This window comes from Sphingomonas sp. JC676, from assembly GCF_014489075.1.
In the GTDB taxonomy this organism is placed as follows: Bacteria; Pseudomonadota; Alphaproteobacteria; order Sphingomonadales; family Sphingomonadaceae; genus Sphingomonas.
Genome location: NZ_JACTGR010000003.1, coordinates 105,154 through 131,510, shown reverse-complemented (window position 1 = coordinate 131,510; position 26,357 = coordinate 105,154). Strand labels below are relative to the sequence as shown.

The 26,357-nt window shown below is 66.9% G+C and carries 26 protein-coding genes; 19 read left to right on the top strand and 7 right to left on the bottom strand.

All coding sequences use genetic code 11. From position 1 onward, the window contains the following. Window positions 1-138 precede the first annotated feature (138 nt). The 17 genes from IAG41_RS11270 to IAG41_RS11190 all read left to right on the top strand — a co-directional run bounded on the left by IAG41_RS11270 (window position 139) and on the right by IAG41_RS11190 (window position 18,008). Entirely contained in the window at window positions 139-723 is a 585-nt protein-coding gene (locus tag IAG41_RS11270) for a TetR/AcrR family transcriptional regulator (protein WP_187728747.1), read from the top strand. Between the two features lie 166 nt (window positions 724-889). Continuing rightward, entirely contained in the window at window positions 890-1,531 is a 642-nt protein-coding gene (locus IAG41_RS11265) for a PilZ domain-containing protein (RefSeq protein WP_187728746.1), read from the top strand. 69 nt (window positions 1,532-1,600) lie between these two features. Further along, the gene (locus IAG41_RS11260; protein ID WP_187728745.1) at window positions 1,601-1,984 is read left to right on the top strand and encodes an OsmC family protein; all 384 of its coding nucleotides are present in this window, start codon (window positions 1,601-1,603) and stop codon (window positions 1,982-1,984) included. Window positions 1,985-2,046: 62 nt separating this feature from the next. Further along, entirely contained in the window at window positions 2,047-2,748 is a 702-nt protein-coding gene (locus IAG41_RS11255) for a response regulator (RefSeq protein ID WP_222950658.1), read from the top strand. Continuing rightward, window positions 2,748-4,082: an ATP-binding protein gene (locus IAG41_RS11250; RefSeq protein WP_187728743.1), complete on the top strand. Its 1,335-nt coding sequence runs from the start codon at window positions 2,748-2,750 to the stop codon at window positions 4,080-4,082. Before IAG41_RS11255 ends, IAG41_RS11250 begins: the two co-directional genes overlap by 1 nt. Window positions 4,083-4,186: 104 nt before the next feature. Continuing rightward, window positions 4,187-5,599: an arylsulfotransferase family protein gene (locus IAG41_RS11245; protein ID WP_187728742.1), complete on the top strand. Its 1,413-nt coding sequence runs from the start codon at window positions 4,187-4,189 to the stop codon at window positions 5,597-5,599. Next, a complete protein-coding gene (locus tag IAG41_RS11240; protein ID WP_262408620.1) occupies window positions 5,590-5,811 on the top strand; it encodes a hypothetical protein in 222 nt (73 codons plus the stop codon). The genes IAG41_RS11245 and IAG41_RS11240 overlap by 10 nt, the downstream gene beginning before the upstream one ends. Next, entirely contained in the window at window positions 5,811-6,185 is a 375-nt protein-coding gene (locus IAG41_RS11235) for a hypothetical protein (protein ID WP_187728741.1), read from the top strand. The genes IAG41_RS11240 and IAG41_RS11235 overlap by 1 nt, the downstream gene beginning before the upstream one ends. Next, window positions 6,169-7,194, top strand: a complete 1,026-nt coding sequence (locus IAG41_RS11230; RefSeq protein ID WP_187728740.1) for a sulfotransferase — start codon at window positions 6,169-6,171, stop codon at window positions 7,192-7,194. Before IAG41_RS11235 ends, IAG41_RS11230 begins: the two co-directional genes overlap by 17 nt. A gap of 72 nt (window positions 7,195-7,266) precedes the next feature. After that, complete coding sequence (locus IAG41_RS11225) at window positions 7,267-8,364, top strand: Gfo/Idh/MocA family protein (RefSeq protein WP_187728739.1); 1,098 nt, start codon at window positions 7,267-7,269, stop codon at window positions 8,362-8,364. Further along, window positions 8,361-10,616 (top strand): glycoside hydrolase family 3 N-terminal domain-containing protein, encoded by a 2,256-nt coding sequence (locus IAG41_RS11220; protein ID WP_187728738.1) that lies wholly within the window; start codon window positions 8,361-8,363, stop codon window positions 10,614-10,616. The genes IAG41_RS11225 and IAG41_RS11220 overlap by 4 nt, the downstream gene beginning before the upstream one ends. Further along, the gene (locus IAG41_RS11215; protein ID WP_187728737.1) at window positions 10,616-11,959 is read left to right on the top strand and encodes a gluconate:H+ symporter; all 1,344 of its coding nucleotides are present in this window, start codon (window positions 10,616-10,618) and stop codon (window positions 11,957-11,959) included. The genes IAG41_RS11220 and IAG41_RS11215 overlap by 1 nt, the downstream gene beginning before the upstream one ends. Window positions 11,960-11,970: 11 nt before the next feature. After that, on the top strand, window positions 11,971-12,981 hold the full coding sequence (locus tag IAG41_RS11210; RefSeq protein ID WP_187728736.1) for an SMP-30/gluconolactonase/LRE family protein: 1,011 nt from the start codon (window positions 11,971-11,973) through the stop codon (window positions 12,979-12,981). Window positions 12,982-13,074: 93 nt separating this feature from the next. Further along, window positions 13,075-15,306, top strand: coding sequence for a TonB-dependent receptor (locus tag IAG41_RS11205; RefSeq protein ID WP_187728735.1), 2,232 nt, complete (start codon window positions 13,075-13,077; stop codon window positions 15,304-15,306). Then, window positions 15,306-16,361: a PepSY-associated TM helix domain-containing protein gene (locus IAG41_RS11200; RefSeq protein ID WP_187728734.1), complete on the top strand. Its 1,056-nt coding sequence runs from the start codon at window positions 15,306-15,308 to the stop codon at window positions 16,359-16,361. The genes IAG41_RS11205 and IAG41_RS11200 overlap by 1 nt, the downstream gene beginning before the upstream one ends. 172 nt (window positions 16,362-16,533) lie before the next feature. Next, window positions 16,534-17,280: an NUDIX hydrolase gene (locus IAG41_RS11195; protein ID WP_187728733.1), complete on the top strand. Its 747-nt coding sequence runs from the start codon at window positions 16,534-16,536 to the stop codon at window positions 17,278-17,280. Continuing rightward, window positions 17,277-18,008: an extensin family protein gene (locus IAG41_RS11190; RefSeq protein WP_410468085.1), complete on the top strand. Its 732-nt coding sequence runs from the start codon at window positions 17,277-17,279 to the stop codon at window positions 18,006-18,008. Before IAG41_RS11195 ends, IAG41_RS11190 begins: the two co-directional genes overlap by 4 nt. Window positions 18,009-18,115: 107 nt before the next feature. Here the strand turns inward: IAG41_RS11190 and IAG41_RS11185 are convergent, their stop codons facing one another. Further along, window positions 18,116-18,667 carry a hypothetical protein gene (locus tag IAG41_RS11185; protein ID WP_187728732.1) on the bottom strand — a complete coding sequence of 184 codons (552 nt, stop codon included), beginning with the start codon at window positions 18,665-18,667 and terminating at the stop codon, window positions 18,116-18,118. 429 nt (window positions 18,668-19,096) lie between these two features. Between IAG41_RS11185 and IAG41_RS11180 the strand changes: the two genes are divergently transcribed. Beyond that, on the top strand, window positions 19,097-19,648 hold the full coding sequence (locus tag IAG41_RS11180) for a CHAP domain-containing protein (protein WP_187728731.1): 552 nt from the start codon (window positions 19,097-19,099) through the stop codon (window positions 19,646-19,648). A 155-nt stretch (window positions 19,649-19,803) separates the two neighbouring features. On the opposite strand, the gene msrB is transcribed toward IAG41_RS11180, so the two are convergent. The 4 genes from msrB to IAG41_RS11160 all read right to left on the bottom strand — a co-directional run bounded on the left by msrB (window position 19,804) and on the right by IAG41_RS11160 (window position 24,059). Continuing rightward, window positions 19,804-20,283 carry a peptide-methionine (R)-S-oxide reductase MsrB gene (msrB, locus tag IAG41_RS11175; RefSeq protein WP_187728730.1) on the bottom strand — a complete coding sequence of 160 codons (480 nt, stop codon included), beginning with the start codon at window positions 20,281-20,283 and terminating at the stop codon, window positions 19,804-19,806. 32 nt (window positions 20,284-20,315) lie between these two features. Then, on the bottom strand, window positions 20,316-21,539 hold the full coding sequence (locus IAG41_RS11170) for a cytochrome P450 (protein WP_187728729.1): 1,224 nt from the start codon (window positions 21,537-21,539) through the stop codon (window positions 20,316-20,318). Between the two features lie 382 nt (window positions 21,540-21,921). Next, window positions 21,922-23,142, bottom strand: a complete 1,221-nt coding sequence (locus IAG41_RS11165; protein WP_187728728.1) for an ABC transporter permease — start codon at window positions 23,140-23,142, stop codon at window positions 21,922-21,924. After that, window positions 23,139-24,059 carry an ABC transporter ATP-binding protein gene (locus IAG41_RS11160; RefSeq protein ID WP_187728727.1) on the bottom strand — a complete coding sequence of 307 codons (921 nt, stop codon included), beginning with the start codon at window positions 24,057-24,059 and terminating at the stop codon, window positions 23,139-23,141. Before IAG41_RS11160 ends, IAG41_RS11165 begins: the two co-directional genes overlap by 4 nt. Window positions 24,060-24,102: 43 nt before the next feature. Here IAG41_RS11160 and queG point away from each other — a divergent pair, with 43 nt between their 5' ends. Continuing rightward, on the top strand, window positions 24,103-25,221 hold the full coding sequence (gene queG / locus IAG41_RS11155; RefSeq protein ID WP_187728726.1) for a tRNA epoxyqueuosine(34) reductase QueG: 1,119 nt from the start codon (window positions 24,103-24,105) through the stop codon (window positions 25,219-25,221). Here queG and IAG41_RS11150 read toward each other — a convergent pair. Beyond that, window positions 25,218-25,604, bottom strand: coding sequence for a hypothetical protein (locus tag IAG41_RS11150; RefSeq protein ID WP_187728725.1), 387 nt, complete (start codon window positions 25,602-25,604; stop codon window positions 25,218-25,220). The genes queG and IAG41_RS11150 overlap by 4 nt on opposite strands. Then, window positions 25,601-26,287, bottom strand: coding sequence for an EI24 domain-containing protein (locus IAG41_RS11145; protein WP_187728724.1), 687 nt, complete (start codon window positions 26,285-26,287; stop codon window positions 25,601-25,603). Before IAG41_RS11145 ends, IAG41_RS11150 begins: the two co-directional genes overlap by 4 nt. Window positions 26,288-26,357: the final 70 nt, after the last annotated feature.

Below are 26,357 nucleotides of genomic sequence, written 5' to 3'. Positions count from 1 at the left end.
CCTCCGCGGGGACTTTTTCTCGAGGAAAAGCCTCCCTTCAGCCTTGGTGGCTAGGCCGGTGTTTCCCCTTTGTCAACGATCGTGGACATGCTATGCGGGCTCCGTTGACCGGCCATGCGCCGGTGGTAGGGAACGGCCATGATCCCACCCACACAGGTCCCACGTCTGCGCAACGCCGCCGCGACGCGCGCCGCGATGCTCGACTCGGCCCGACGCCATTTCGCACGCGAAAGCTACGAGAATGTGGGGCTGAGGGAAATCGCGGGGGATGCCGGCGTCGATCCCGCACTCGTCGCGCGCTATTTCGGCAACAAGGAAAAGCTGTTCAAGGAAGCTGTGCGCGGCGACGACGAGCACATCATGCAGGGCGTGCCGCGCGACGGCCTTGCCGCGCATTTCGTCTCGCTGATCCTCGACGAGGAAGGCGAGGATTCGGCGGACAAGTCCGCGAAGATCGAGCAGTTGCTGATCCTGCTGCGATCTGCGTCCTCGCCCAAGGCGTCACAGATCATCCGCGAAGCGATCGATGAGGACATATTGGGGCCGGTCGCCGCGGTGCTGGGCGGCGAGCAAGCCGAATTGCGCGCCAGCCTGTGTCTGGCGGTGCTGATGGGCACGGGAATCCTGCGATCGGCGATGGCGATCGATCCGCTGTGCCGGGTGGACGAAGCGCTCCTGCGCGAGCGCCTCACCGCATTGTTCGGGGCCGCCCTCGCCAGTTGAGCGAGGACGAGGAACAGTCAATCCATCCATTTTGGACGATAAGGTGAGTGCACTTTTCGAGTATTGCAAAATATTAACTACGATTCCGGCAATTTGACTGGTGAAAATCGAAACTTTACCGGCGTTCGCGCGTAAGGTGGCGATGGACAATGGCTGGAGGGGTAGCATGCGCGCGCAGCTTCAGGGCTGGTTTCAGTCGAGCGGCGACTATGCGACTACTCTGATCGCCAACGAGCGCCGCAAAAGCCAGCGTCACATCACGGTTCTGCAAGTCGCCAAGCTCGTGACCGAGACGTGCGAAGAATTGTGCATCGTCAGGGATATTTCGAGCGGCGGACTGAAGGCGGAAATCTACTGCCCCCTGCAGCTCGACGATAAGGTGCAGATCCAGTTCAAGAGTGGCCAGCAGGTCGACGGACATGTCGTCTGGCTCGAAGACCGGCAGGCGGGCATCGAATTCGATCAGACGATCGAGACCGAACGATTGCTGGTGCGCCGCGAGCGCGATCCGGAGGGCAATCCCGTCCGCGCGCCGCGGCTGAAGGTCGATATGCCCGGCATGCTCCGCGTCAATGGCGAACAGGCCTGCGTCCATGTCGGCGACATTTCGCAGGACGGATGCAAGGTACACAGCGATCTGCTGCTCAAGCCGGGGATCGGATGCGAGATTTCGCTGCCGGGGCTCGGCTTCCGCATGGCCGCGGTTCGCTGGTTCCGCGACAACGAGGCAGGCGTGCGATTCCACGAGCGGTTGAGCTACCAGGAGTTCGCGCAGTGGCGGCATCGGCTGGTCTCCGGCGGAATCTGAGCCGGGGGGTTTCACTCGGCTGAAACCCGATTATGGCGGCGGCAAGCCACCACGGATCGGGCCAGCCAAATGACTCATGCGATCGCCCATATCGGGCACGACAAATATGCGACGAGGATCGATTTCGGCACGCGCGGGCTGACCGCCGACGAGCCGGCGGAGCGCGGCGGCGGCAATGTCGGCCCCGCCCCCTACGAACTGCTGCTGGCGAGCTTGGGCGCGTGCACCGCGATCACGCTGCGCATGTACGCCGACCGCAAGCAATGGCCGCTCGACTCGCTCGACGTCCGGCTGCATCTGCACGGGCAAAGCGAGACGCTGCGGATCGAGCGCGTGCTCGTGCCCGTGGGTCTCGATGCCGAGCAGAATGCCCGCTTGGCCGAGATCGCGGAGAGGACTCCCGTCACAATGACGCTCAGAAATGGCGTGCCGATTGATACGCGGCTCGGCTAGGCCCATAACGGGCTGAACTCAGACAAGGCACGAGGTCGCGTATGTTGGGCGTAAATACCGGAATGGACGACTCGGCGACGTTACTCGTCGTCGACGATGATCGCGACATCCGTCTCTTGCTGGCGAATAGCCTCGGGGCACGCGGCTACCGCGTCGAGACTGCGTCGAACGCGCGCGACATGGACCAGATCCTGGCGCGCACGCCAATCGACCTGGTGATCCTCGACGTCATGATGCCCGGCGAGGACGGGCTTTCGGCATGCCGGCGAATCGCGCGGCAGGACGGGCCGGAAGTGGTGCTGCTCAGCGCGCTGGGCGAGGAGCAGGACCGCATCCTGGGCCTCGAAGTCGGTGCGAGCCATTATCTGCCCAAGCCCTGCTCCCCCCGCGAGATCCTGGCGACGGTGCGCGCGGCGCTGCGCAAGCGCGGCACGATCGCGGCGCCCGAAGGCGATGTCTACAGCTTCGAAGGCTGGCGGATCGATCTGGGCAGCCACGAGCTGTTCGATCCCAATGGCGTACTGGTGGGGCTGACCGACGGTGAGTTCGCGGTGCTCCGCGTGTTCATCGAACGGCCGCGCCGCGTGCTCTCGCGCGAGGCGCTGCTGGCGGCGGCGCGCGGCCCCGACTCGGATGCCTATGACCGCGCGATCGACGTGCAGGTGAGCCGGCTCCGCCGCAAGCTGCGCGCCGGCGGCGACGAGATCATTCGCACGGTCCGCAACGAGGGCTATCTGTTCGTCCCCAGGGTCGTACGCGCTTGATGGAGCGGGGGAGCGCGGCGCGCTCGCCTCTGTTCCTGCGGATCTTCGTGCTGATGCTGATCTGCGTCGCGGTGACGCAGCTGCTCAACGTCCTTCTGCTTGTCGCGATCCAGGCGCCGACCGCCAAGCTCTATACCGTAGGCCAGGTAGCCAACGCGCTGCAGCGACATCCCAACGACAACACCGACGACTTCGTCGTGTCGAAGGCGACCAGCGTCACGCTTTCGCCGTGGAACCCGCGCGGCGAGCGCACGCAGATGGCGCTGGCCATGCTGTTGCGCGTCGATCCGCAGAATATCGATGTCCGCTTCGAGCGCCCCTTTTTGATGCGCGAACAGGTCTATGATCGGTCAAGCGTGCCGCGGCTGACGCCGCCGGCCAGCCTGGCCGCGGCGCGCGATCTGGCGATTGTCGGAGATTTCACGGCGGCGGTGCGACAATCCGACGGGCACTGGCTGAAGATCGAGCCGGTGCGCGGCTTCGAGCCCTGGCGCTGGTTCGTGCTGATCTGGCTGGTGTTCTCGGCGCTAGCGGTCGCGCCGTTCGCCTGGGCACTGGCGCACCGGCTCGCCAAGCCGATCGGTGCCTTTGCCGCGGCCGCCGAAAGGCTCGGGCGTGATCCGCGGGCCGCGCCGCTCGAGGTGGACGGGCCGGCGGAAATCGCCGAGGCCGCGCACGCATTCAATCAGATGCAGGCGCGGCTCAATCGCTATGTCGACGATCGCGCGATCGTCATCGCGGCGATAGCGCACGACCTCCGGACCCCGCTGATGCGGCTCGGGCTGCGGATCGAGGAGGCGCCGCCGACGCTGCGCAGCGCATGCGAGAACGACATTCGCGAGATGCAGGCGATGATCTCGGCGGCGATGACCTATGTCCGCGATACCAGCAAACCGGGCGTGCGGCGGCCGCTCGACCTGCGTTCGCTTGCCGAGACCGTGGTCGACGATCTGAGCGACCGCGGCGAGGCCGTGTCGCTCGACACCGGCGAGCCGCTAGTGCTCGACGGCAATCCGGTGGCGCTCAAGGCGATGCTCAGCAACCTGGTGTGCAATGCGGTCAAATATGCCGGGGGTGCCGACGTCTCGCTCGCGCGGATCGATGGGCATGCCGTGATCGAAGTGCGCGACGAGGGCCCCGGTATCCCCGCCGAGGACATCGAACGCGTGTTCGAGCCCTTTTTCCGCGGCGAACCCTCGCGCAATCGCGATACTGGCGGAATCGGGCTGGGGCTGGCCAGCGCGCGCGCGGTGGCGAGGGCGCATGGCGGCGACGTGACGCTCGAAAACCGCGAAAGCGCCGGATTGCTGGCGCGGGTGACGCTCCCCGTTTGAAACATGCGCTACGTCGCAGAAATGTCATCGTTATGATTTGAAATCCCTTGGACACGCCCCCGGCGGACGACTCCTTGCACAAGGTAGCGAGGATAAGCCCACCGGTGTTGAGGCAAGGGCAATACGAGCCGGATGGCTTTGGCGGCGCAAGCACGCCGGCGTCGCGCCGCGTCGTGCCGGCGCCCGGCCGCATCGAGCGGCTGCTGTTCCGCCCGGTGCCGCTATGGAGCCTGATCCTGTTCGCGCTGCTCGCGACCCTGGGCGCCGGCGCGTTCGGCGCGATCGTCGATGGCTGGGAGAGAGCCGGTATGCTCGGCCGTGTCGCGATCCGGATCGCGCGCACGCCCGACACGATCCACGCCATGCTGCGGGGCACCGCGCCGATCTACGCGGGCGCCGCAGAGAGGTCGCCCGCGGGCTTCTGGCGCGATCCGGGCACGGCGTTCGAGGATCCGGGCTATGCGCTTATCTCGCCGTTCGACCTCAAGCGCGGGCGATCGGTGGTGCGGCTGATGCGGCTCAGCGACGGCGCGGCGCTACGTGAGATCGTGCCCGACGTCGATGCGGTCAATGCCCGCTCGCGCTTCCGCTCCGCGCTGGTCGATCCCCGCCGCGATAAGGATGCGAGCCGCAACCGGCTGATGCATCCGCTGCTGCTCGAGGACGGCAGTGTCGTGCTCCACGACAGTTCGCCGCTGGCGCGCTACGATGCATGCGGACGGATGATATGGTCGATCGACGGCATCTTCACCCATTCGACCGAGCGTGCGGCGGACGGCAATCTGTGGGTGCCCTATCGCTATCCCCAGCCGCGCGAGCCGGGGGTCAAACCGGACTTCTGGGACGACGCGGTCGCCGAAGTCTCGCCGGACGGGCGGATGCTGCGGACTGAGCGCGTCGCCGAGATCCTCGAGCGCAACGGGCTCGCCTATCTGTGGCGCGGCCGGCCCTATAGCGACGACCCCTTCCATCTGAACGACATCCAGCCGGTGCTGATCACCGGCCGTTACTGGCGGCGCGGCGACGTGTTCTTGAGCCTGCGCAACCTCTCGCTGGTCGCGCTCTACCGCCCTTCCACGGGCAAGATTCTGTGGTGGCGATCGGGGCCGTGGCGCTTTCAGCACGACGTCAGCATCGTCGACGATCACCGAATCTCGGTCTTCGACAATAATGTGCTGCTCGGATACCCGGACGAGCGGGTGAACGGCACCAACCGGTTGCTGGTGTTCGACCTGGCGAGCGGCGCGGCGAGCTCGCCTTATGCCCAGGGTTTCGCGCGCAATCATATCGCGACGCGCGCGCAGGGGCGCGGCACGCCGCTGCCCGGCGGCGACCTGATGGTCGAGGAGACCGAGCAGGGCCGGCTGATGCGCATGGCGCCCGACGGCACGCTGCGCTGGCGCTACATTTCCGCAACTCCCGACCTGCGCCGGATGGCGCTCAGTTGGGCGCGCTATCTTTCCCCCGCAACCGATGGTCGAGCCATCCAAGCCGCAGTGAGTGCCAAATGCGTCTGACCTTTCCCCATCTGCTCGCGGCCATGGCCGCGCTCCTCGCGCTCGCCGCGCCCGGCGTTGCGCTCGCCTATACCGGGCCCGGGCTGGGCCTGGGCGCGATCGGCGTCGCGCTCGGGCTGATCGGATCGCTGTTGCTCGCGATCCTCTCGGTGCTCTGGTACCCGGTCAAGCGGCTGGTGCGGCGCGTGCGCGGCGGCAGGCGGCCCGGCTGATGCTGATCCTGTTCCTCGCGATCGTCATGGTGCTCGAACTCGCGCGGCGCATGCCGCTGGTCGCGGCGTTTCGCGACATGGCCGCGTGCCAGGCGCACGCCGTCCGGCTGATGCAGCGGCGCGGCGTGTCCGAATGGGGCAAGGAGCGCGCGATGCGCATCCTGGCGGGGCGGCTGTTCGCCCGGTCGCTGCGCGCGGGCGGGCTGCTCGTCGTGGTGGCTTCGCCCTTGCTGCTCGTCCTCGGGCTCGCCGCAGTGGATCCGCGGCTGATCGGCGCGCATCTCGATTGGGTGACGCGGCTCTGGGTGGCGCCGATGAGCCTCGGCTATGCGGCGCTGCGCTGGCAGGTCGGGCCGCGTGTACGGGCGCGCTGACCGGCTGCTCCACCATGTGGCGCTGGGACTGAGGCCATTGCTCGACGCGACCTTCGACTTGGAACGCGCGCGCTGGGGTAAGGCGGTGCGCGATGTCCCGGTCGAGCGTCCGGTGTTCGTCACCGGGCTGGCGCGCGCGGGCACTTCGATCCTGACGCGCATCCTGCACGAAAGCGGGGGTTTCGCCTGCGCCTCGTATCGCGACCTGCCCTTTCCGCTCGCGCCCAACAGCTGGGCCCGGCTGGGCGGCAAGCGGCGCGTCGAGGCGCGCGAGCGCGGGCATGGCGACGGGCTGATGCACGATCTCGACAGCCCCGAGGCGATCGAGGAAGTGTTCTGGCGGCTGCGCGAGGGTGCGCGCTATCGCCGGGCCGACGGGCTGGCCCCCGTCGCACCGCAGCAGGAGAGCATCACCGCGTTCCGCGACTATGTCCGCCTCGTGCTCCACGCGCATGGCGGTGGGCGCTATCTCTCCAAGAACAACAACAATGCGCTGCGCCTCGCCGCGCTGATCGAGGCGTTCCCGGATGCGGTGCTGGTCCATCCGTTCCGCGATCCGCTGCAACAGGCGCTGTCGCTTCGGGCGCAGCATGTCCGCGCGTGCACCCTGGCCGGGGAGGATCCGTTCCGCCGCCGCTTCATGACCTGGCTCGGCCATCACGAGTTCGGCGCGGACCAGCGCCCCTTCCTCTTCGACGGCGCCCCCGGGCCGGACGAGGATCGCGGGCATGTCGATTATTGGCTGAAGCTGTGGATCAGCGTGCACGAGGCGCTGCTGTTTCCGCCGCACGAGGTGCACGGGCGGCAGCTCTTCGTCGACTATGACGCGCTCTGCGCCAATCCGAGGCGCTATGCGCCGCGGCTGGGCGCGCGGATCGGCGCGCCGGTCGCGCTGGAAACGCTCGCGTCGCCGCCGGTCCGCGCCGCCGATGTCAGTCCCGCATTGCTCGCCCGCGCGGCCGAAACGCATGTCTGCCTGACCGACCGGTTCGACGCCGCGCTCGGCTAGATTGCGCCCGGCTTTGCTGATAGCGCTATCAGCGAAGCGGCGGGGACACGTCGGGACAAGAGGAGCCGGATCATGGGGACTCGTCGGGAGTTGCTGGGCGGAATCGGGGCCGGGCTGGTCGCCGGCGCGCTGGCCGGACCCGCCTGGGGACAGGGCAAGCGCAAGCTGGGCTATGCGATCGTCGGGCTGGGCAATTACGCCACCAACCAGATCATGCCGCGGATCAAGGACTGCGAGTTTGCCGAGCTGAGGGCGCTGGTGAGCGGCACGCCCGAGAAGCTCGAGCGCTATGGCGCGCAATACGGCGTGCCTAGGACGCACCGGTACAATTACCGGAATTACGACAGCATCCGCGACAATCCCGACATCGACCTGGTCTATGTCGTGCTGCCGAACAGCATGCATGCCGAATATTCGATCCGGGCGAGCAAGGCGGGCAAGCATGTGCTGTGCGAGAAGCCCATGGCGATCTCCTCGGCCGAATGCGAGGCGATGATCGCGGCGGCGAAGAAGGCGGGCAGGAAGCTGATGATCGGCTATCGCTCGCATTTCGAGCAGTACAATCTCCTTGCGATCCGCACGGTGAAATCGGGCGAGATCGGAACTCCGAAGGTCATCACCGCCAATCACGGCTTTAATGCCCAGCCGAACCAGTGGCGGCTCGACAAGCCGATGTCGGGCGGCGGATCGCTGATGGACATCGGCATCTACAGCCTCAACGCGGCGCGCTATCTCGCGGGCGAAGAGCCGATCCAGGTGAGCGCGATGGAATCGACCGACCGCAGCGATCCGCGCTTCAAGAATGTCGAGGACCAGATCGACTTCCAGCTGCGCTTTCCCTCGGGGATCATCGCCAATTGCGTCTCCAGCTATTCCACCGGCCATAACGACTATCGCGTGACGGGCACCAAGGGCTGGGTGGGAATGGAGCCGGCCACACCCTATGACGGCCACAAAATGTGGAAGCGCGTCGCCGGCAAAACCGAGCCGATCGTGCTGCCCGCGCCAGCCAAGACCCAGTTCGTCGGGCAGCTCGATCACCTGGCCGAATGCGCGATGAGCGGACGCGAGCCGATCGTATCGGGCGAGGAAGGCCTGCGCGACATGCGGTTGATCGAGGCGATCTATAAATCGGCGCGCGAGGGCCGTGCGATCAAGCTGACCGCATGAAGCGCCGCGACGTGATGAAGGCGGGCGCGCTGCTGGCGGCCTCCGCCTGGGCACCGGTCGCGGTCGCCGCTCAGAGCAGGGATCACAGCGCGCGGATCAAGGCGCTGATCGACCAGATGACGCTCGCCGAGAAGCTGGGCCAGATGACCCAGATCCCCGGCGGACGGCAGAAATCGCTCAACTCGAAGCTCGACGCGGCGATGCTCGATCGGGTGCGCAAGGGCGAGATGGGGTCGTTCCTCCACGTCGCCGGGGCCGAACCGCTGCGCGAGTTGCAGCGCGTTGCGGTCGAGGAATCGCGGCTCAAGATTCCGCTGCTTTTCGCGATGGACGTGATCCACGGCTATCGCACGATCCTGCCGGTGCCGCTGGCGCTGGCGGCGAGCTGGGACCCGGCGGTGGCCGAGGCGGCGGCGCGGCTCGCGGCGGAGGAAGCCTGGGCAGCGGGGCTCCACTGGACCTTCACGCCGATGGTCGACGTGGCGCGCGATCCGCGCTGGGGCCGGGTGGTCGAGGGCGCGGGCGAGGACCCGTATCTGGGCGCGCGCATGGCCGAGGCGCAGGTGAAGGGCTTCCAGGGCGCGGATCTCGCCAAGGGCCAAAGGCTGATGGCCTGCGCGAAGCATTTCGTCGGCTATGGCGCGGCGATTGGCGGGCGCGATTATGACAGCGCTGACGTGTCCGACCGGACACTCAACGAGGTGTATCTGCCGCCCTTCCACGCGGCGGCGCGGGCGGGCGCGGCGAGCTTCATGACCGCGTTCAACGATCTGGGCGGCGTGCCGATGACCGCGAATGCGGCACTGGTGCGCGGCACGCTCAGGGATAATTGGGGCTATCAGGGGCTGATCGTCAGCGACTGGAACGCGATCAAAGAACTGATCAACCACGGCGTCGCGGAAACGCCCGCCCAGGCGGCTGCGCTGGCGCTGCGTGCCGGCGTCGACATGGACATGGCGAGCGGCACCTATTCCGAGCATCTCGGCGCGGCGGTGGCGGTGGATGCGGGCCTGTTGCCGCTGGTCGACCAGGCGGTGGGGCGAATCCTTGCCGCCAAGGCACGGCTAGGGCTGTTCGACGACCCCTTCGGCTTTGGTGATCCGGCGCACGAGAAGGCGCCGCTCAACCGGCCAGTGGCGCGCGATCTGGCGCGGCGGTCGATCGTGTTGCTGCGCAACGAGGGCGGGCTGCTGCCGCTCAAGCCCGGCGCCAAGGTCGGGTTGATCGGCGCGCTGGCCGACGATGCATCCTCGACGCTGGGTTCCTGGCGCGCACGCGGACAGATCGAAGACGGCGTTACCCTGCGCGCGGCGTTGGGCGACACGGTCGAGTATCAGCCGGGCGTCAAGCCGCGCGGCAGCGACGGATCGGGCATCCCCGCCGCGATCGACGCGGCGAAGCGCGCGGACGTGGTGCTGCTCGCGATCGGCGAGGACTATGATTTCACCGGCGAGGCGCGGAGCTATGCCGAGATCGGCCTGGCGGGCCTGCAGATCGCTTTGGTCGAGGCGCTCAAGGCAACCGGCAAGCCGATCGTCGCGATCCTGATGGGCGGCCGGCCGCTGGCGCTGGAGAAGGCGCTGACGGGCATCCCGGCAGTGCTGCAGACCTGGCTGCTCGGCGTCGAGAGCGGCCCGGCGATCGCCGAGATACTGACCGGCAAGGCGTCGCCCGGCGGACGGCTGCCGATCGGCATGCCGCGCGTCACCGGCCAGTCGCCGATCCCCTATGCGCACCTGCCCACCGGGCGCCCCGCGAACCCAGACCTGAGCGTCGACAGCGCGCGCTACCGCGATATGGATATCGGGCCGCTCTTCGCGTTCGGACATGGGCTTGGCTATTCCGAGGTGAAATATGGCGAGCTGTCATTGAGCGCGGCGGAAATTCCCGTCACGGGCACGCTGACCGCGACGATTTCGATCACCAACACCGGTAAGGTCGCGGTGGAAGAGGTCGTCCAGCTCTATGCCAACGATCCCGTCGCCTCGGTCTCGCGGCCGGATCGGGAGCTGCGCGGGTTCGTCCGGGTGACGCTCAAGCCCGGCGAAACGCGGAAAGTCAGCTTCACGCTGAGCGCCGCGCAGTTCGGCATCTGGCAGCCGGGAAAATGGGTGGTCGAGAAGGGCGAGATCAAGCTGATGGCCGGCGCCTCCTCTACCGATATCCGCAGCGAGGCAGGTTTCCGCATCACCGGCACCGCCGCCGGTGACATGCCGGCCACCTCGATCGCGACCAGGGTGAGGGTCGCCTGATGGCCGAGCCCTGGCACACTTTGCTGATCGTCGCGGCGAGCATCGCCGCGGTGATCCTGCTGGTGCTCAAGCTCAAGTTCCAGCCCTTCCTCGCGCTGCTGCTGGTGGCGCTGGTGACCGGCCTCGCGTTCGGCGGCGACCCGCAGGCGGTGATCGGCGCGATCCGCAAGGGCACCGGCGAGGCGCTGGGCTTTGTCGCGGTGGTGATCGGGCTGGGCGCGGTGCTCGGCGGGCTGCTGGAAGCGAGCGGCGGCGTCAACGCCATCGCCCACCGGCTGCTCGACGCGTTCGGCGAGAAGCGCATTCCCTGGGCACTCACCGCGATCGGCGTGGTCGTCGGCGTGCCGCTCTTCTTCGACGTCGCCTTCATCATCCTCGCGCCCTTGCTCGCCACCCTCTCGATCCGCGCGGAGCGCCGTGTCACCTATTTCGCGCTGCCCTTGCTCGCCGGGCTGATGACGATGCACGCGCTGCTGCCGCCGCATCCGGGGCCGGTCGCGGTCGCCGAGCTGCTCCACACCGATTATGGCCGGATGGCGCTCTACGGCCTGATCTGCGGCATCCCTTCCGCGATCCTCGCCGGGCCGATCTTCGCGCGACTGGCGCATGGCGCGCCCGGCTTCGGCGACCAGAACCCGCCGCCGATGCTCGACGAAGGCGCGCCGCAGACGGCGCCCATCGGCTTCTGGCCGGCGCTGGTGGCGATGCTCTTCCCGCTCGCGCTGATCCTGGTCGCGGCGGTGGCGGGGCAGGCAATGGAGGACGGGCCGGCCAGGACGGTGCTGCTGTTTCTCGGCCATCCCTTCACCGCGCTGATCCTTGCCGCGCTCTCGGTCACCTTCTGGCTCCGCATCGTCGAGCGCGCACCTTTCGCCACCCTCTCGAAGATTATGACCCGAGCGCTCGAGCCTGCCGGGCTGATGGTCCTGATCATCGGCGCGGGCGCAGCCTACAAGGAAGTGCTGATCGAATCGGGTGCCGGCGTGCAGATCACGCACGCGGTGAGCGCCGCGCAGGTATCGGTGCCGGTCTTCGCCTTCCTGCTCGCCGCGTTCGTCCGCATCGCGCAGGGCTCCGCGACGGTGGCGATGGTCACCGCGGCCGGGCTTGCCGGGCCGCTGATCGCCAGCGCCGCGCTCAGCCCCGATCGGATCGCACTGGTGACGGTCGCGATCGGCGCGGGCGCGACGGTGGCCAGCCATGTCAACGACACCGGCTTCTGGCTGGTGAAGCAATATCTCGGGCTCACCGAAGCCCAGACCTTTCGCAGCTGGACGATCGGCGCCACGATCGCAGGGCTTTCGAGCTTCGCGATGGCGCTTTTGCTCTGGCCCTTTGTATGACGGAGAAGATGATGATCGAGACGACGCGCCGCACCGTGCTGGCCGGCATGGCCGCTTTGCCCTTCGTGCCCGTACTGGCGCGCGCCGAGACGGTGGGCGGGATCACGCGGCTGGATCCCGAGCTCGACACGATCCTCGACGTGAATACGCCGATCGAAGTGATCGCCGACGGCGTGCAATGGGCCGAGGGGCCGGCCTGGGTGAAGGAGGGCGGATACCTGCTCTTCTCCGATCCGCCCGCGAACACCGCCTATCGCTGGAAGGAAGGCGAGGGGAAGAGCGTGTTCCTCAAGCCCTCGGGACTGGCCGGGCCGATCCCGGCGGGGGTGCGCGAGGCGGGCTCGAATGGCATGGTGATGGACGACAAGGGCCGGCTGGTGATGGCCGATAGCGGCACGCGCACGATCGCCCGCGTCGATCTCGCGACCAAGAAGAAGACAGTCCTCGCCGGCCGCTATCGGGGCAAGCGCTTCAACAGCTGCAACGACCTGGTGATCGCCAAATCGGGCGCGATCTATTTCACCGATCCGCCCTATGGCCTGAGCGAGGGCGACACGTCGCCGCTCAAGGAACTCAAGTTCAACGGCGTCTATCGGCTCGGCACCGACGGCAAGGTGACACTGGTCGATCCCGGCCAGACGCGCCCCAACGGCATCGGCCTCTCGCCCGACCAGAAGACGCTCTACGTCTCGGTTTCCGACGACAAGGCGCCGTTCATCCACGCTTATCCGCTGGGCGAGGACGGACTCCCGCGCGGCTCGCGGATCTTCGCCGATTTCCGCGACGGCGTCGCCAAGGGCCTGCCGGGGTTACCCGACGGGATGAAGGTCGGCGCGAGCGGGCATCTGTTCGCGAGCGGCCCCGGCGGCATCCACATCCTCGCCCCCGACGGGCGGCGGCTCGGGCTGATCTCCACCGGCAAGGCGGCCGCCAATTCGGCGTTCGGCGAGGATGGCCGGACCTTGTTCATCACTTCCAGCGACATGGTCGTGCGCGTGCGGCTCAAGATTTCGGGACGGTAAATGCTCTTGCGAGTGACTTGCATTAGACTTTGAGCGCTGCTAGCGGCGCGCGATAGACCCGCGGGCATGGTGCCGAGCGGGCGGGGGAATCCCATGTCGCGTCGCTCGTATCTTTCGCTGCCCTTGTTCGCACTCGCCGTGACGATGCCAGGTGGGGCCTTCGCGCAGGATTCGGGCGTGACACCGGTTGGCGAAGAAACGACTGCCGATTCGTCCGACGAGATCGTCGTCACCGCGGCGCGCACCATCCTGCCGCCCAACGCGCTGCCGCTGACGATCGACGTGATCGACAAGAAGACGCTCGACCAGCAGATCGCGATCTCGGGATCGGTCACCGACGCCGTCGCGACGCTGACGCCTTCCTTCTCGCCAACTCGCCAGAAGCTCTCTGGCGCGGGCGAGACGCTGCGCGGCCGTTCGCCGCTCTACGCGATCAACGGCATTCCCCAATCGACTCCCTTGCGCGACGGTGCCCGCGACGGCTTCACCATCGACGGCTTCTTCGTCGACCGGGTCGAGCTGATCTATGGCTCGAACGCGCTGCAGGGGATTGGCGGCACCGGCGGCATCGTCAACCAGGTGACTGTCGGCGCGCCGAAGCAGGACGGCATCAGCGGCCGCCTCCTGCTCCAGGGCAGTGCGGACAATGATTTCAGCAAGGACGGGATTGGCGGCAAGGTCGCCGGGCTGGTCCAGTACAAGGCGGGACGCTTCGATGCGACCTTCGGCGCGGCTTATGACAAGCGCGGCGTCTTCTATGACGGCGACGGGCGGCGCGTCGGCCTCAACCTGACGCAGGGCGAAACGCAGGATTCGAAGACGACCTCGCTGTTCGCGCGGCTCGGCTATCAGGTCGGCGAGACCGGCCGGCTCGATCTGATCGCCAGCCGCTTCGAGCTGAAGGGCGATGGCGACTATGTCGCGATCCCCGGCAATCGCCTGACCGGCGTGCCGACCAGCTCGGTGCGCGGCGACCCGCCGGGCATCTCCGCCGCCAGCCGCACCGAGAGCATCGCGCTGACCTATACCGACAGTGCGCTGTGGGGCGGCAATTTCGTCAGCCAGATCTTCTTCAACCGCAGCCGCGACACGTTCGGCGGCGAAATCGCACCGATCGCGACCTTCCAGGATCCCGCGATCGATCCCACGCTCAAGCTGTTCGACCAGTCGCAGAACAAGTCGCGCAAGATCGGCGCGAAGATCTCCTATGAGCGGGCGGTCCCCGGCTTCGAGAATCTGACGCTGACCGCCGGGCTCGATGCCCTGTCCGACAATACTGCCCAGCTACTGGTCGCGACTAACCGCATCTGGGTGCCGCCCAGCCAGTTCCGCAGCATTGCGCCGTTCGGCCAGGCCAATCTCAAGCTGTTCGACGGCGCGCTGCGCCTTGCCGGCGGCGTGCGCTGGGAGAATGTCGAGATTAAGGTCGACGATTATCACACGCTCGCCTCGACCACCTTTGTCGCCTGCGCGCCCACTCTGCCGCCCGGCACACCCTGTGGTCCATCGACCTATGGCGGTGTCGCGGTCGCCGGGGGCAAGCCCAAGTTCAACGATCTGCTGGTCAATGGCGGCGTCGTGCTCGAGCCCTGGACCGGCATCCGCGCCTATGCGAGCTACGCCCAGGGTTTCACCGTGCCCGACATCGGCCGCATCACCCGCGCGATCAGCAAGCCCAACCAGGACATCGACACCTATGTCGATATCCAGCCGATCGTCTCGAACAACCGCGAGATCGGCGTCGAGATCAAGCGCGGGCCGCTCGATGCGTCGGCCACCTATTTCTGGTCGTCGAGCGACAAGGGCCAATTGCTCATCGCCAATCCCGGCGGCATCTTCGACGTGCAGCGCCAGCGGGTCGAGATCCAGGGGCTCGAGATCAATTTGGGCGTCCGTCTGCCGATCGACGGCCTGCGCGTCTCGGCGGGCTATGCGCATCTCGATGGGCGCTATGACAGCAGCGTCGTGCCCGACGGCAAGGTCGATACCGATCTCGACGGCACCAACATCTCGCCCGATCGCCTCAACCTCTCGGCGAGTTATGCCAAGGGCCCGCTCTCGGCGCTGGTGCAGACGCAATTCTATCTGTCGCGCAGTTTCCAGGGGAGGGTGCGCGATCCGCGCAACGATTTCGGCGGCTATACCGTCACCGATGCGAGCCTGCGCTACGAAACCGGCATCGGCGCCTTGTCGCTGAGCGTCCAGAACCTCTTCGACAAATTCTATATCGATTACAGCAGCGACACCCGGCTCCCGACCGACAATCTCAGCTATTTCGCCGGCCGCGGTCGTACCTTCACCCTGGGCTGGGACTATCGGTTCTGATGAAATGGCTTGATCTGGTCCATCGCTGGACCGGCGGCATTATCGGCCTGGTGCTTGGCATCATGGGCCTGACCGGCGCGATCCTGGTCCATAAGGAGAGCTGGCTCTCGCTGATGCTGCCGCATGCCGGCGACGCGCTGGTCACCGATCCGGCGGCGATCGGCGCGGCGACCGCGAAGATGCTCGCCGCCAATCCCAAGGCGCAGAGCATCATCTATGCCGGCGACCGGTTCGGGCTGGACCAGCTGCGCCTCGCCAAGGGCGCGGGCGCCTATGCCGATCAGGCGGGCAATGTGGTAGCGCGCTGGCACAGCCAGTGGGAGCGGCCCGAGCTGTGGATTTTCGACCTGCACCATCACCTGTTCAGCGCCGATGTGGGCGAGACGGTGATCGGCGTGGCGGGCCTCGCGGCGCTCCTCTTCATCGTGACCGGCGCGATCCTGTGGTGGCGCACGCGGCGGACCTTCAAGTTCCGGCTCTGGCCCAAGCGGCTGAGCCGGCCCGCGATCGTGATGCAGCACCGCGACTTCGGCATCGTCATGGCGCCGCTGCTGCTGCTGTCGGTGGTCACCGGCACGATGATGATCTTCAAGCCCTTCGCCGCTTTCGTCGTCGCGCCGTTCGGATCGCTTGCCGAGGCGAGCGCGATGCCGAAGGTGAAGAGCGGGCCGCTCTCGCCCAGGCCGGACTGGTCCGCGATGATCCTTGCCGCGCATGCACGCTTCCCCGATGCGCAGATCCGCATCCTCGCGATCCCGCGTAAGCCGGGCGAACCGATCTCGATCCGGATGAAGCGTGCGGGCGAGTGGCTGCCCAACGGCCGCTCCACCGTCTGGTTCGATGCCGCTGATGGCCATCTGCTCGCCGCGAACGACGCGCTGGCGATGCCCAAGGCCGCGCAGGTCTTCAACGGCGCCTATCCGCTGCATGCCGCCAAGGTGGGCGGGCTCGCTTATCGGCTGCTGATGACCTGCTCCGGGCTGGCGCTGGCGCTGCTCGGCAGCCTCACCGTCTGGACCTTCTGGTTCAAGCGTCCGCGGAAACGGCGAGCCTGACTCGCGGTTTTCGGGTCCATCGCCTAGCGTTAGTCTGGCGATGGGATCGTTCTCCTGCGAAAGCAGGAGCACAGGGTCACGAGCGCATCGCCTGAGGCTCCTGGGCTCCTGCTTTCGCAGGAGCACTGGCGATTGCTTCCTTCCAATCAGGACAGAGGCTAGACCTCGGGGCATGTCCGAACCAGAGGCGATTCCCGCCGCCACCGTGATCGTGATGCGCGAATGCGCCGGCGGCCCGCCCGAACTGCTGATGGTCGAGCGCGCGCAGGCGATGGCCTTCGCGGGCGGCGCGTTGGTATTCCCCGGCGGGCGGATCGATGCGGGCGACCATGTGTTGGCGGCGCTCCATTCGGGCGATCCCGACGATATCGCCGCGCGGATCGCGGCGGTGCGCGAGACGCTGGAAGAAGCGGGAGTCGCGGTCGGGCTCGATGTCGACGGCGATGCGATTCCCGCGCTCAAGCACCGGCTCTATGCCGGCGAGCCGATGGGCGCGCTGATCGAGGAAATGGGCGGCACACTGCGACTCGACGCACTCGTTCCGTTCGCGCGCTGGTTGCCCGACAATGTCAGGCACCGCGTGTTCGACACCCGCTTCTACCTCGCCCGCGCGCCCCAAGATGCAGCGCCGGTGGTCGATGGGAACGAGAATGTCCGCGTCTTCTGGGCTACCGCGCAGGCGGTGCTCGATGCGGCGGATGCGGGCGAGGCGACGATCATCTTCCCGACGCGGCGCAACCTGGAGCGGCTCGCGCGCTTCGCGTCGTTCGAAGAGGCGGCCTCCGATGCGAACCGCTATCCGATCCGCACGGTCACACCGTGGATCGAGACGCGGGACGACGGCCAGTATCTCTGCATCCCCGATGACCTTGGCTATCCGGTGACCGAGGAGCGGCTGGACCGGGCGATCCGCGCGTGAGGGCGATACGGCAGACGATCCTGGTGATGCTCGCCTTTGCGTTGCTGCTCGGCGGGGTGCTCATCATCGTCGCGCTGGTGCGCGACCGGCCGCAGGACCTGCCGTGGACGCGGCTCGACTTGAGCCAGAAGGTGGGCGCCTTTACCGGCCGCAAGATCGCCGGTCTGACGGACGATTTCGCCGAGTGCCGCGCACTGCTCCGTGCCGCCGGAGTCGCCTACACCGTGCTGCCGCCTGTGCGGTCGGGCGAGCAATGCGGCTATGCCGACGGCGTCCGCTTCGCACCGGGCGGATCGCGGACGATCGGGTTCAGCCCCGCGAACCTGGGCACGTCATGCCCCGTCGCCGCGGCGCTGGCGGTGTGGGAGTGGAACGTGGTCCAGCCCGCCGCGCAGAAGCATTTCGGCGCGCAGGTCGTCGGAATCGAGCATCTCGGCAGCTATTCGTGCCGGCGCATCTATGGCCGCAGCTCGGGCGACTGGAGCGAGCACGCCACGGCGGACGCGGTTGACGTCGCCGCTTTCCGCCTGTCGAACGGGACGCGGGTCAGCGTGTTGGTGGATTGGTCGAAGGGCGGAGAGAAGGCCAAGTTCCTGCGCGAGGTGCGCACCGGCGGATGCAGGCTGTTCTCGACGGTGCTGTCGCCGGACTATAACGCGGCGCATCGGGATCACCTGCACCTGGACGAAGCGGCGCGGGGTGAGATGGGCTGGCGGACCTGCCGCTAGGCGGCTTTATCCAGATATAACCATTTCCCCGCGAAAGCGGGGATCCAGGGTCAAAAGCGCATAGCCCGCGACCCTGGGGGTCCTGCTTTCGCAGGAGCACAAGCATCTCAGTTGGGCAGCGCCTGGACGTCGACCTTTTCCACCCATTGCGGGAAGAAGGCCGGCTGGCGGTTCGACCAGCCCGAGGCGGTCGCCGCGGCTTCGCTGATCGACTGAAGCAGCTTGCGGCGCAGGTCCGGGTGGAGATGCGGGAGCGCCGCGGCCGAGCAGAAGGCCGAGGGGAGCCAGGGGCGAACTTCGGCGCCGATCAGCCGCTCGTAAAGAAAGCGATAGGCCGAGAAGGTGATGAGGCGGCCCTGGCCGAGATCGAAGGCGGAGACGGTGACGAGCGGCGCCATGAACGGTTCGATCGAGGGGAGATCCGAATCGTCCGGCATCAGCGCGCGAACCTCGGGAAGCCGTTCGTACATGCGGGCCTGGGCGCGGATGCTGGCGGCTTCGACCACATCGCGCGACCAGCGCTCGAGCGCGTCGTTGCGCTCCAGGCCGATATCGAGCGAGCGGCGGACATACCGCTGGGTCGCCGCGCTGAACCCCGCAAACTCTTTCATTTCGGCCAGCGTCATCGCGCCCTCGGCCGGTTTCATTCTAGAAGCCATTCACCTAACTCCCACCCCACTCAAATCCCTCGAAAAGGATCATGCGGCAGATTGGTTAACGCGCCGCTTAATCCTTCGTAGTCCCCTATTCATAATAGGAGCCCAGATGGTGTTGCGGCGCAACATAGGTTGCGACGAGTTGAGGGTGTCGGACAGAATCGGCTTTAGCGTGATGCTTTTGCGCAACAAAAATGCCCGCTCCCCAGAGGCGCGACCTCCAGCTGACCCGCAGCGGGACGGCGACTACCGTATTTTTCCTAGAGCCGGCGCGGCGCGATTTTTCGGATGGTTCCTGCGGATCGGCGCAGATTCCTGCACTCCATCGGCTTGGCGCAACGGTTCGTCCCATCGGCGGGCCGCGGTAGTATACTGGTAATCCGTGATCTGGTTAGCACGTCTCAACAGATTCGCTTCCTGACCGGGGGGTCTATGAATTTTCGTGGTTTTGCAGCGCGTTTTGCGCTGGTGGCGGCTTGCGCCCTGATGACTGCAGTCCCGGCCCAGGCAAAGGGCATGTTCTGGCAGTGCGCCACCTATGCCCGTGCGATTTCCGGCGTCGATATCCATGGCAATGCCTGGACCTGGTGGGACCAGGCCGCCGGCCGCTACGAGCGTGGCGAAACCCCCAAGGTCGGCTCGGTCATGTCGTTCCAGCGCACCGCCCGCATGCCGCTCGGCCATGTCGCAATGGTGTCGAAGGTGGTGAGCAGCCGCGAGGTTCTGCTGACCCATGCCAACTGGTCGCGCCGCGGCGGGATCGAGCGCAACGTCCGTGCGGTCGACGTGTCGGCAGCCGGCGACTGGAGCGAAGTGAAGGTGTGGTTCGCGCCGAACGGCGATCTCGGCACCTCGACCTATCCGGTCAACGGCTTCATCTATTCGAACGGCGAGCCCAAGGGCGACTGGGCCGACAAGCCCGAGCAGATGGCTTCGCTCGATCTCGACCTCAGCGACCTGGTTCCCGAGACCGACGTCAACTGATCGGCTGGGTCACCCGCTGAAGATCCTGACGTACCGAGCTCTAGCTAGCGCTCCTGCGAAAGCAGGAGCCCAGGAGTCTCGAACGCGCCGCTTGTGATCCTGGGCTCCATGCTTTCGCAGGAGCACGTTTCAGGTGAGACGGGCCGGATTGGTCCCTACGCCCCAGGCGTGAACTTCATCGCGACACCGTTCATGCAATAACGCTTGCCGGTGGGCGGCGGGCCATCGTCGAATACATGGCCCAGATGCCCGCCGCAGCGGCGGCACAGCACTTCGGTGCGCGCCATGCCCAGCGTCGTGTCAGTCTTCGTCACCACGGCATTCTTGAGCGGCGCGTAGAAGCTCGGCCAGCCGGTGCCGCTCTCGAACTTGGTTGTCGAGGAATAGAGCGGCAGGTCGCAGCCCGCACACGAGAAGATGCCCTTGCGGTGCTCCTTGTTGAGCGGGCTGGTGCCGGGATATTCGGTCGCGCCGTGGCGGAGCGTCTGATAGGCGGCCGGGCTCAGCCGCTTCTTCCATTCGGCATCGGTGAGCGTGAATTCGAAATGCTGCGCGGCCTCGGCGGGCCCGCCGCATGCCGCGGTGAGCGCGCCGAGCCCGGCGACGGTAAGGAAGGTGCGGCGATCGGTCTGCATGGTGACGGATGTGGGGAGCCGCCCGGCCCGCCTCAATAGCGCGACAGCTCCGCGGGCATCTTCTTGTAGCCATGGACGAAACAAGCAGCGACCCGTTCGGGTTCACGCAGCACGTTCACGCGCAGACGGCGCTTGGCCATCTCCTCCATCAAGATGCTGATCTGCAGTTCGGCGAGCCGCGCGCCGACGCAGCGATGGATGCCATGGCCGAACGCCAGATGCCGCCGCGCATTCTCGCGATCGACGATGATCTTGTTCGCGTTCGGAAAGACGCTCTCGTCGCGATTGGCCGAAAGATACCAGAGTGCCAATTTGTCGCCCTCGCGGATCTTCTGCCCCTCCAACTCGCTGTCCTGCGTCGCGGTGCGGCGCATATGCGCGAGCGGGGTCTGCCAGCGGATGATCTCCTGGGTCGCATTGGCGATTAGGCCGGGATTGGCCTCCAGCTTGGCGCGCTCGTCGGGGAATTGCTCGAGTCCCCAGGCATAAGCGCTCATCGAATTGCGCGTGGTGTCGTTGCCGCCGACGATCAGCAGGATGAGGTTCCCGAGAAACTCCATCTGGTCCATCTCGGCCATCGCGTCCGAATGGATCATCATCGAGATGAGGTCCGGGGTCGGCTCCTTGCCGACCTTCGAATTCCACAGATTGCCGAAATAGGCGGCGCATTCGAACAGGATGGCGCGGCGCTCTTCCTTGCGCACCGGATCCTTGGCGATCTCGATGTCGCCGGCCCAGTCGGACCAGTAGGTGAGCTTGCGGCGGTCTTCCCAGGGAAAGTCGAACAGGATCGCGAGCATCTGGGTGGTCAGCTCGATCGAGACGCTATCGACCCAGTCGAACTCCTGGCCGACCGGCAGCGAATCGAGGATTTCGGCGCTCCGTGCGCGAATATTCTCGCTCATCCGCACCATCTCGCTGGGCGTGAAGGCAGGCGAGACGGTGCGCCGCTGGCCGGTATGCTTGGGTCGGTCCATCGCAATGAACATCGGCATTTTGATGTCGCCTTCCTGCAGGTCGGCGATGGTGATGCCGCCCGCTTCCGACGAATAGAGATCGGGCAGCGACTCGACATGGACGATCGGCTTGTAGCTCGAGACCGACCAATAGGGGCCGAAGGCGCTCTCTTCGGTGTAATGGACCGGCGCCTCGGCGCGCAGACGGGCGAAGGGCTCGTGCCAGAGATCGTCGCGATAGAGCTCGGCGCGGCTCACATCGAGCGGATCGACCGCTGCATCATTGGCAAGCGTGGCCATGCATACCTCTCCTGTCTTTTCGGCAGGAGGCCAGTCGCTGACATGAATGTCAATAGTACTGCGATGTATCGCCTAGCTTGCAATGTAGGATTTCAGAGCGGATCGAAGGACCGGCTCTTTCTCATCGTCGAAGCACCAGGAACGCGCGGGACGGTCCGCGCGAAAACCCCTCCGCGAGCGAACTTCGTAAACCGACGCGCCGCCCGTCATGCCGGCGAAGGCCGGGATCCAGAGCCATGCAGACCATCGCTCGTGATCCTGGATCCCGGCCTTCGCCGGGATGACAAGAGTAGGCGTCGAAGGTCCCGAACCACGCCATTCCGGAGAGGAAGATTTTTCGACATGGCAGGTGTCAACCGTGTCAACCGACCCGCAGCGCGCGTTACGCCAGCTTGCGCTTCGACCGGCGCTTGGGGCTGCCCGACTTGAGCACGCCGCGGCGGAACAGCCGGGCGGCGACCGTCACGGTGATCGCCACCCACAGCCCCTGCCAGGCGAGCGCCAGGAAATGCGGCCACAGCTCGGGCGAATTGGCGGCGTGCGCGGCCATCGCCAGCGGCGAGCTGAACGGGAAGATCTCGGCCGCGCGTGCGATCCAGCTTCCCGGATGCCCCGCCGCAAAGGAGGACCAGCCCAGCATCGCGAACTGGAACACGGTGATCGGCAGCGACAGCATCTGGATCTCGCGCTGCGAGGAGGCGAGCGAGCCCAGCCCCAGGAACACCGCGCTCTGGAGCATATAGGCCATGGTGAAGTAGGCGACGAACAGCAGCGGGAAGACCGGTCCGACCGCGGTGCCCAGCTCGTTGAAGAAGAAGCTGGCGCTGGGCGGCAGCAGCTTGGGCAGGTTGACGAGCAAGGTGAACCAGAAGCCGACGAACAGCAGAGCCGATCCGAACGCGCCGATCAGCTTGCCGAAGAACACGCTTTCGAGCGGCACGGCGGCGGCAAGCACCTCGATCACCTTGTTCGAGCGCTCCTCGGCCATCGCGCCGACCACCTGGCCTGACAGCATCAGGGTCAGGAAGAAGATGCCGAGTGCGGCGAAATAGGCGGCCTGGCTTTTTCCGCTCGACGTCGCCTGGACGCGGCCGATCACCTGGGTATCGGGCTGGCTGAGCGTTACCGGCCCGCCGGCCTTTTCGGCGCGAAGCGTCTGTTCGGCGAGCTGTGCGAGGTAATTGGCTTCGGCATAGCCGTTCGGCGTCCGAAGGATGTGCGGCCGCTCGAGCGGGCCGTAAAGCGCCGCGGCCACCTCCACGTCGTTCCGGTCGAACAGCGCGCGTGCCTGGTCGGCGGGCTTGCCGGTGGTTGGCTCGACGCTGAGCTCGGGGCGGCTCGCGCGCGGGAAGAAGCTGCGCATCTGCCTGTCGACAGCGATCAGTGTGGCGGCATGCTCCGGGCTCGCGATCACGACGATACGCTGCCGTTCCTCGCCACCGCTCGCCGCGGTCGACGCACTGAGGCTTCCGACCACGCCGAAGCCGATCATGAAGAGCGGGCTCAGCAGGAAGAGCAGGAAGGTGGGGGTCATCACCGTCGCGGTGAAATCGCGCCTGGCAATGGTAAGCGCCTGGCGCGCGGCGTGCCGGAAATCGCTCATGCGGGCACCTCTTCCAATGCTTCGGCGCCCACGATGCGGACAAACGCGTCGTGCAGGCCTGGCCGCTCGATCGACAGGCCGGAAATGCCGTAGCCGGCGTCGATCAGCCGGACGAGCAGACCCTCGATCCCTTCGGGCGGGACGGTGAAGCGCCAGCTGCCATTCTCGCGCTCGGCATCGGCCGGGAGCAGAGCTCCGGCGGTCTCGGCATGATGATGCGGCGTGTAGTGCGCCTTGTAAGGAAGAGTGGATCGCGCCTCGTCGACCGTGCCCTCGAAGCGGACCTTGCCGCCGGCGATGATCGACAGCCGGTCGCACAGCCGCTCGGCATGCGCCATGACATGGGTGGAGAAGAGGATCGTCGCGCCGCGGTCACGCTGGACGCGGATCAATTTTTCCAGCCGCTCCTGGTTGACCGGGTCGAGGCCTGAAAAGGGTTCGTCGAGCACGAGCAGATCGGGCTCGTGGACGACGGCGCCGAGCAATTGGACGAGCTGCGCCATGCCCTTGGAGAGCTTGCGGATCTTGTCGTCGGCGGCATGGCCGAGCCCGGCGGCCTCGAGCAACTCGCCGGCACGCTTGCGCCCGACCTTCCACGGCAGCCCGCGCAGCGCCCCCATGAAGGCGATCGCCTCGCGGCATTTCATCCCCGGATAGAGGCCGCGCTCTTCGGGCAGATAGCCGACATGGTCGCTCATCTCGCGCGGGCGATCGGTGCCGAGCATCGTGCGCTCGCCCTCGTCGGGCTCGATGATGCCGAGCAGCATGCGCAAGGTCGTCGTCTTGCCGGCGCCGTTGGGGCCGAGCACGCCGTAGATCAGTCCTCGAGGCACGGAGATGTCGACGCCGTCGACCGCGCGGCGATCGCCAAAGCGCTTGACGAGGCCCTTGGCGCTTACGGCCAGAACGCTGCTCAAATTTGCTCCCCTCCCCGGTGGGACTTCGTGGTAGCGGGTCGCTGTGCGTGAAGACAAGCCATTGGAGGCCTTGCTCAAGGCGAAAGCGGCGGAAATCGGGTTCGCCGCCTGCGGAATCGCGCATGCCGATGCCGCGCCGCTGGCCGGTGCGCGGCTGCGGGAGTGGCTGGCCGAGGGCGCGCACGGGTCGATGATCTGGATGGAGGAGCGCGCGCATCGCCGCGAGGCGCCCAAGGGGCTCTGGCCCGAAGTGCGCTCGGTGATTTCGCTGGGGATGAGCTATGCCCCCGCGCTCGATCCGCTGGCGCTGGCCGGCGAGGGCGAGCGCGGGCGCATCTCGGTCTATGCCCAGGGTGCCGATTATCACGACGTGATGAAGCGGCGGCTGAAGGAGCTGGCACGCTGGCTCGTGGGCGCGGCGCCGGGCGCGGACGTCAAGGTGTTCGTCGATACCGCGCCGGTGATGGAGAAACCATTGGCCGAGGCGGCGGGGCTGGGCTGGCAAGGCAAGCACACCAACCTCGTCAGCCGCGCGCACGGGAGCTGGCTGTTTCTCGGTGCGATCTACACGACGCTGGAACTGGCGGGTGACGCGCGCGTGCGGACGACGTGCGGGAGCTGCGAAGCGTGCCAGACGGCATGCCCGACCGACGCCTTCCCCGCACCCTATCGGCTCGATGCGCGGCGCTGCATCTCGTATCTGACGATCGAGAATAAGGGGCCGATCCCGCACGAATTTCGCGTGGGGATCGGTAACCGCATCTATGGCTGTGACGATTGTTTGGCGGTGTGCCCGTGGAACAAGTTCGCCGCCGCGGCGCAGGCCAACCTCGCCTTTGCCCCCCGCGCCGAACTGACCGCTCCGATGCTGGCGGACCTGCTCGCGCTCGACGATGTGGGGTTTCGCGAGGTGTTTTCGGGCTCGCCGATCAAGCGGATCGGGCGCGACCGGATGGTGCGCAACTGTCTGATCGCGGCGGGGAACAGCGGGATTGCGGCGTTGGTCACGCCGGTGGCGGCATTGCTCGATGATCCCGATCCGGTGGTGCGCGGCGCGGCGGTCTGGGCGCTTGGCCAGCTCGATGCCAGTCGCTGGCAAGCCGAGCGCGCGACGCGGCTGCCCGACGAAGCCGATGAGGACGTCCGCGGGGAGTGGCTCTAGCGCACGCCCGGCCGCTTGGTCAGCGCCGCGACGCAGCTCGCCTGATCGATGGGGGCGCCGTCGCGTTGGCGTGTGTCGAGATGGGTTACGACCTGGTCTCCTTTTCCGCTCGCGGGCGGATAGAGATAGGCGTCGAGCACGCAGATCGGCCCGGCGAATTGCAGCTTGCGGGCGCGGCCCTCGTTCAGGTCCATCGCCGGCGTGCCGAACTGCGCGATCAGCTTGGGCGCGGTCTCGCCCTTGATCGCGGCGATGCTGGGTGGCGCAGGTATCGCAACCGGCGCCGCGGCGGGGACCGGGACATAGGACGCCGCGCGTGGCGGCGGCATGCTCTCGCCGCACGCCGCGAGCGCCAGCGCGGCGACGACGATCCAGCCCTTCATGCGCGCCGGCCCCGGTGGAAGACATGGGTCGCCATCGCGGCGCCGAGCACGGGTGCAACAAGGTTCAACACCGGAACCACGAACAGGCCGGTGCCGATCAAGCCAAGCACGAAGCGGCGAGCCGTAGTCTCCTTGCGCCATGCCGAGAGCCCGGCGGCGGGCAGATGGCGCGCGGCGACCATGTCTCCCAGATCGCGCCCGAGCAGCCAACCATTGACCGCGAAGAACAGGATCGGCGTGCCCACGCCTGTGACGATCAGCAGCAGATAGACGGGCAGCAGGAGGAGGTTGACGCCGATCGCCCGTGCCGCCGATCCCAGCCCCATCGCCAGCGACCGCGCGAAGGGCACCGGCCGGGCGGCGGCATGCGCGGCGGGATAGTAGCGCGCCTCCACCGCCGCGACGATTTCGTCGCCGAATAGCCCGATCACCGCAACCGCGATCGCGCGGAAGAGCAGCCACCAGGCGCCCGCCAGCAGCATCGCGGTCGCCACCGCCGCGAAGATGCCGCTCTCGTCTTGCCAGCGCGCGGCCAGGCTATCGAACATGGCATCGAGCGCGAACCACAGTCCGACCCCTGCTGCGGCGAACAGCAGCAGTGTCACCGCGAGCGACTTGAGGAAGACCGAGAGCACCGGCCGGTCGGTCAACTGGCCCAGCGATAGGAAGAAGGCTTGGATCAAGCGAGGTCCCTTTGGTTGCACTATTCCATGCCGCTCTCTAGGGCATCGGCGCAACCCAATTGGAGCGTTA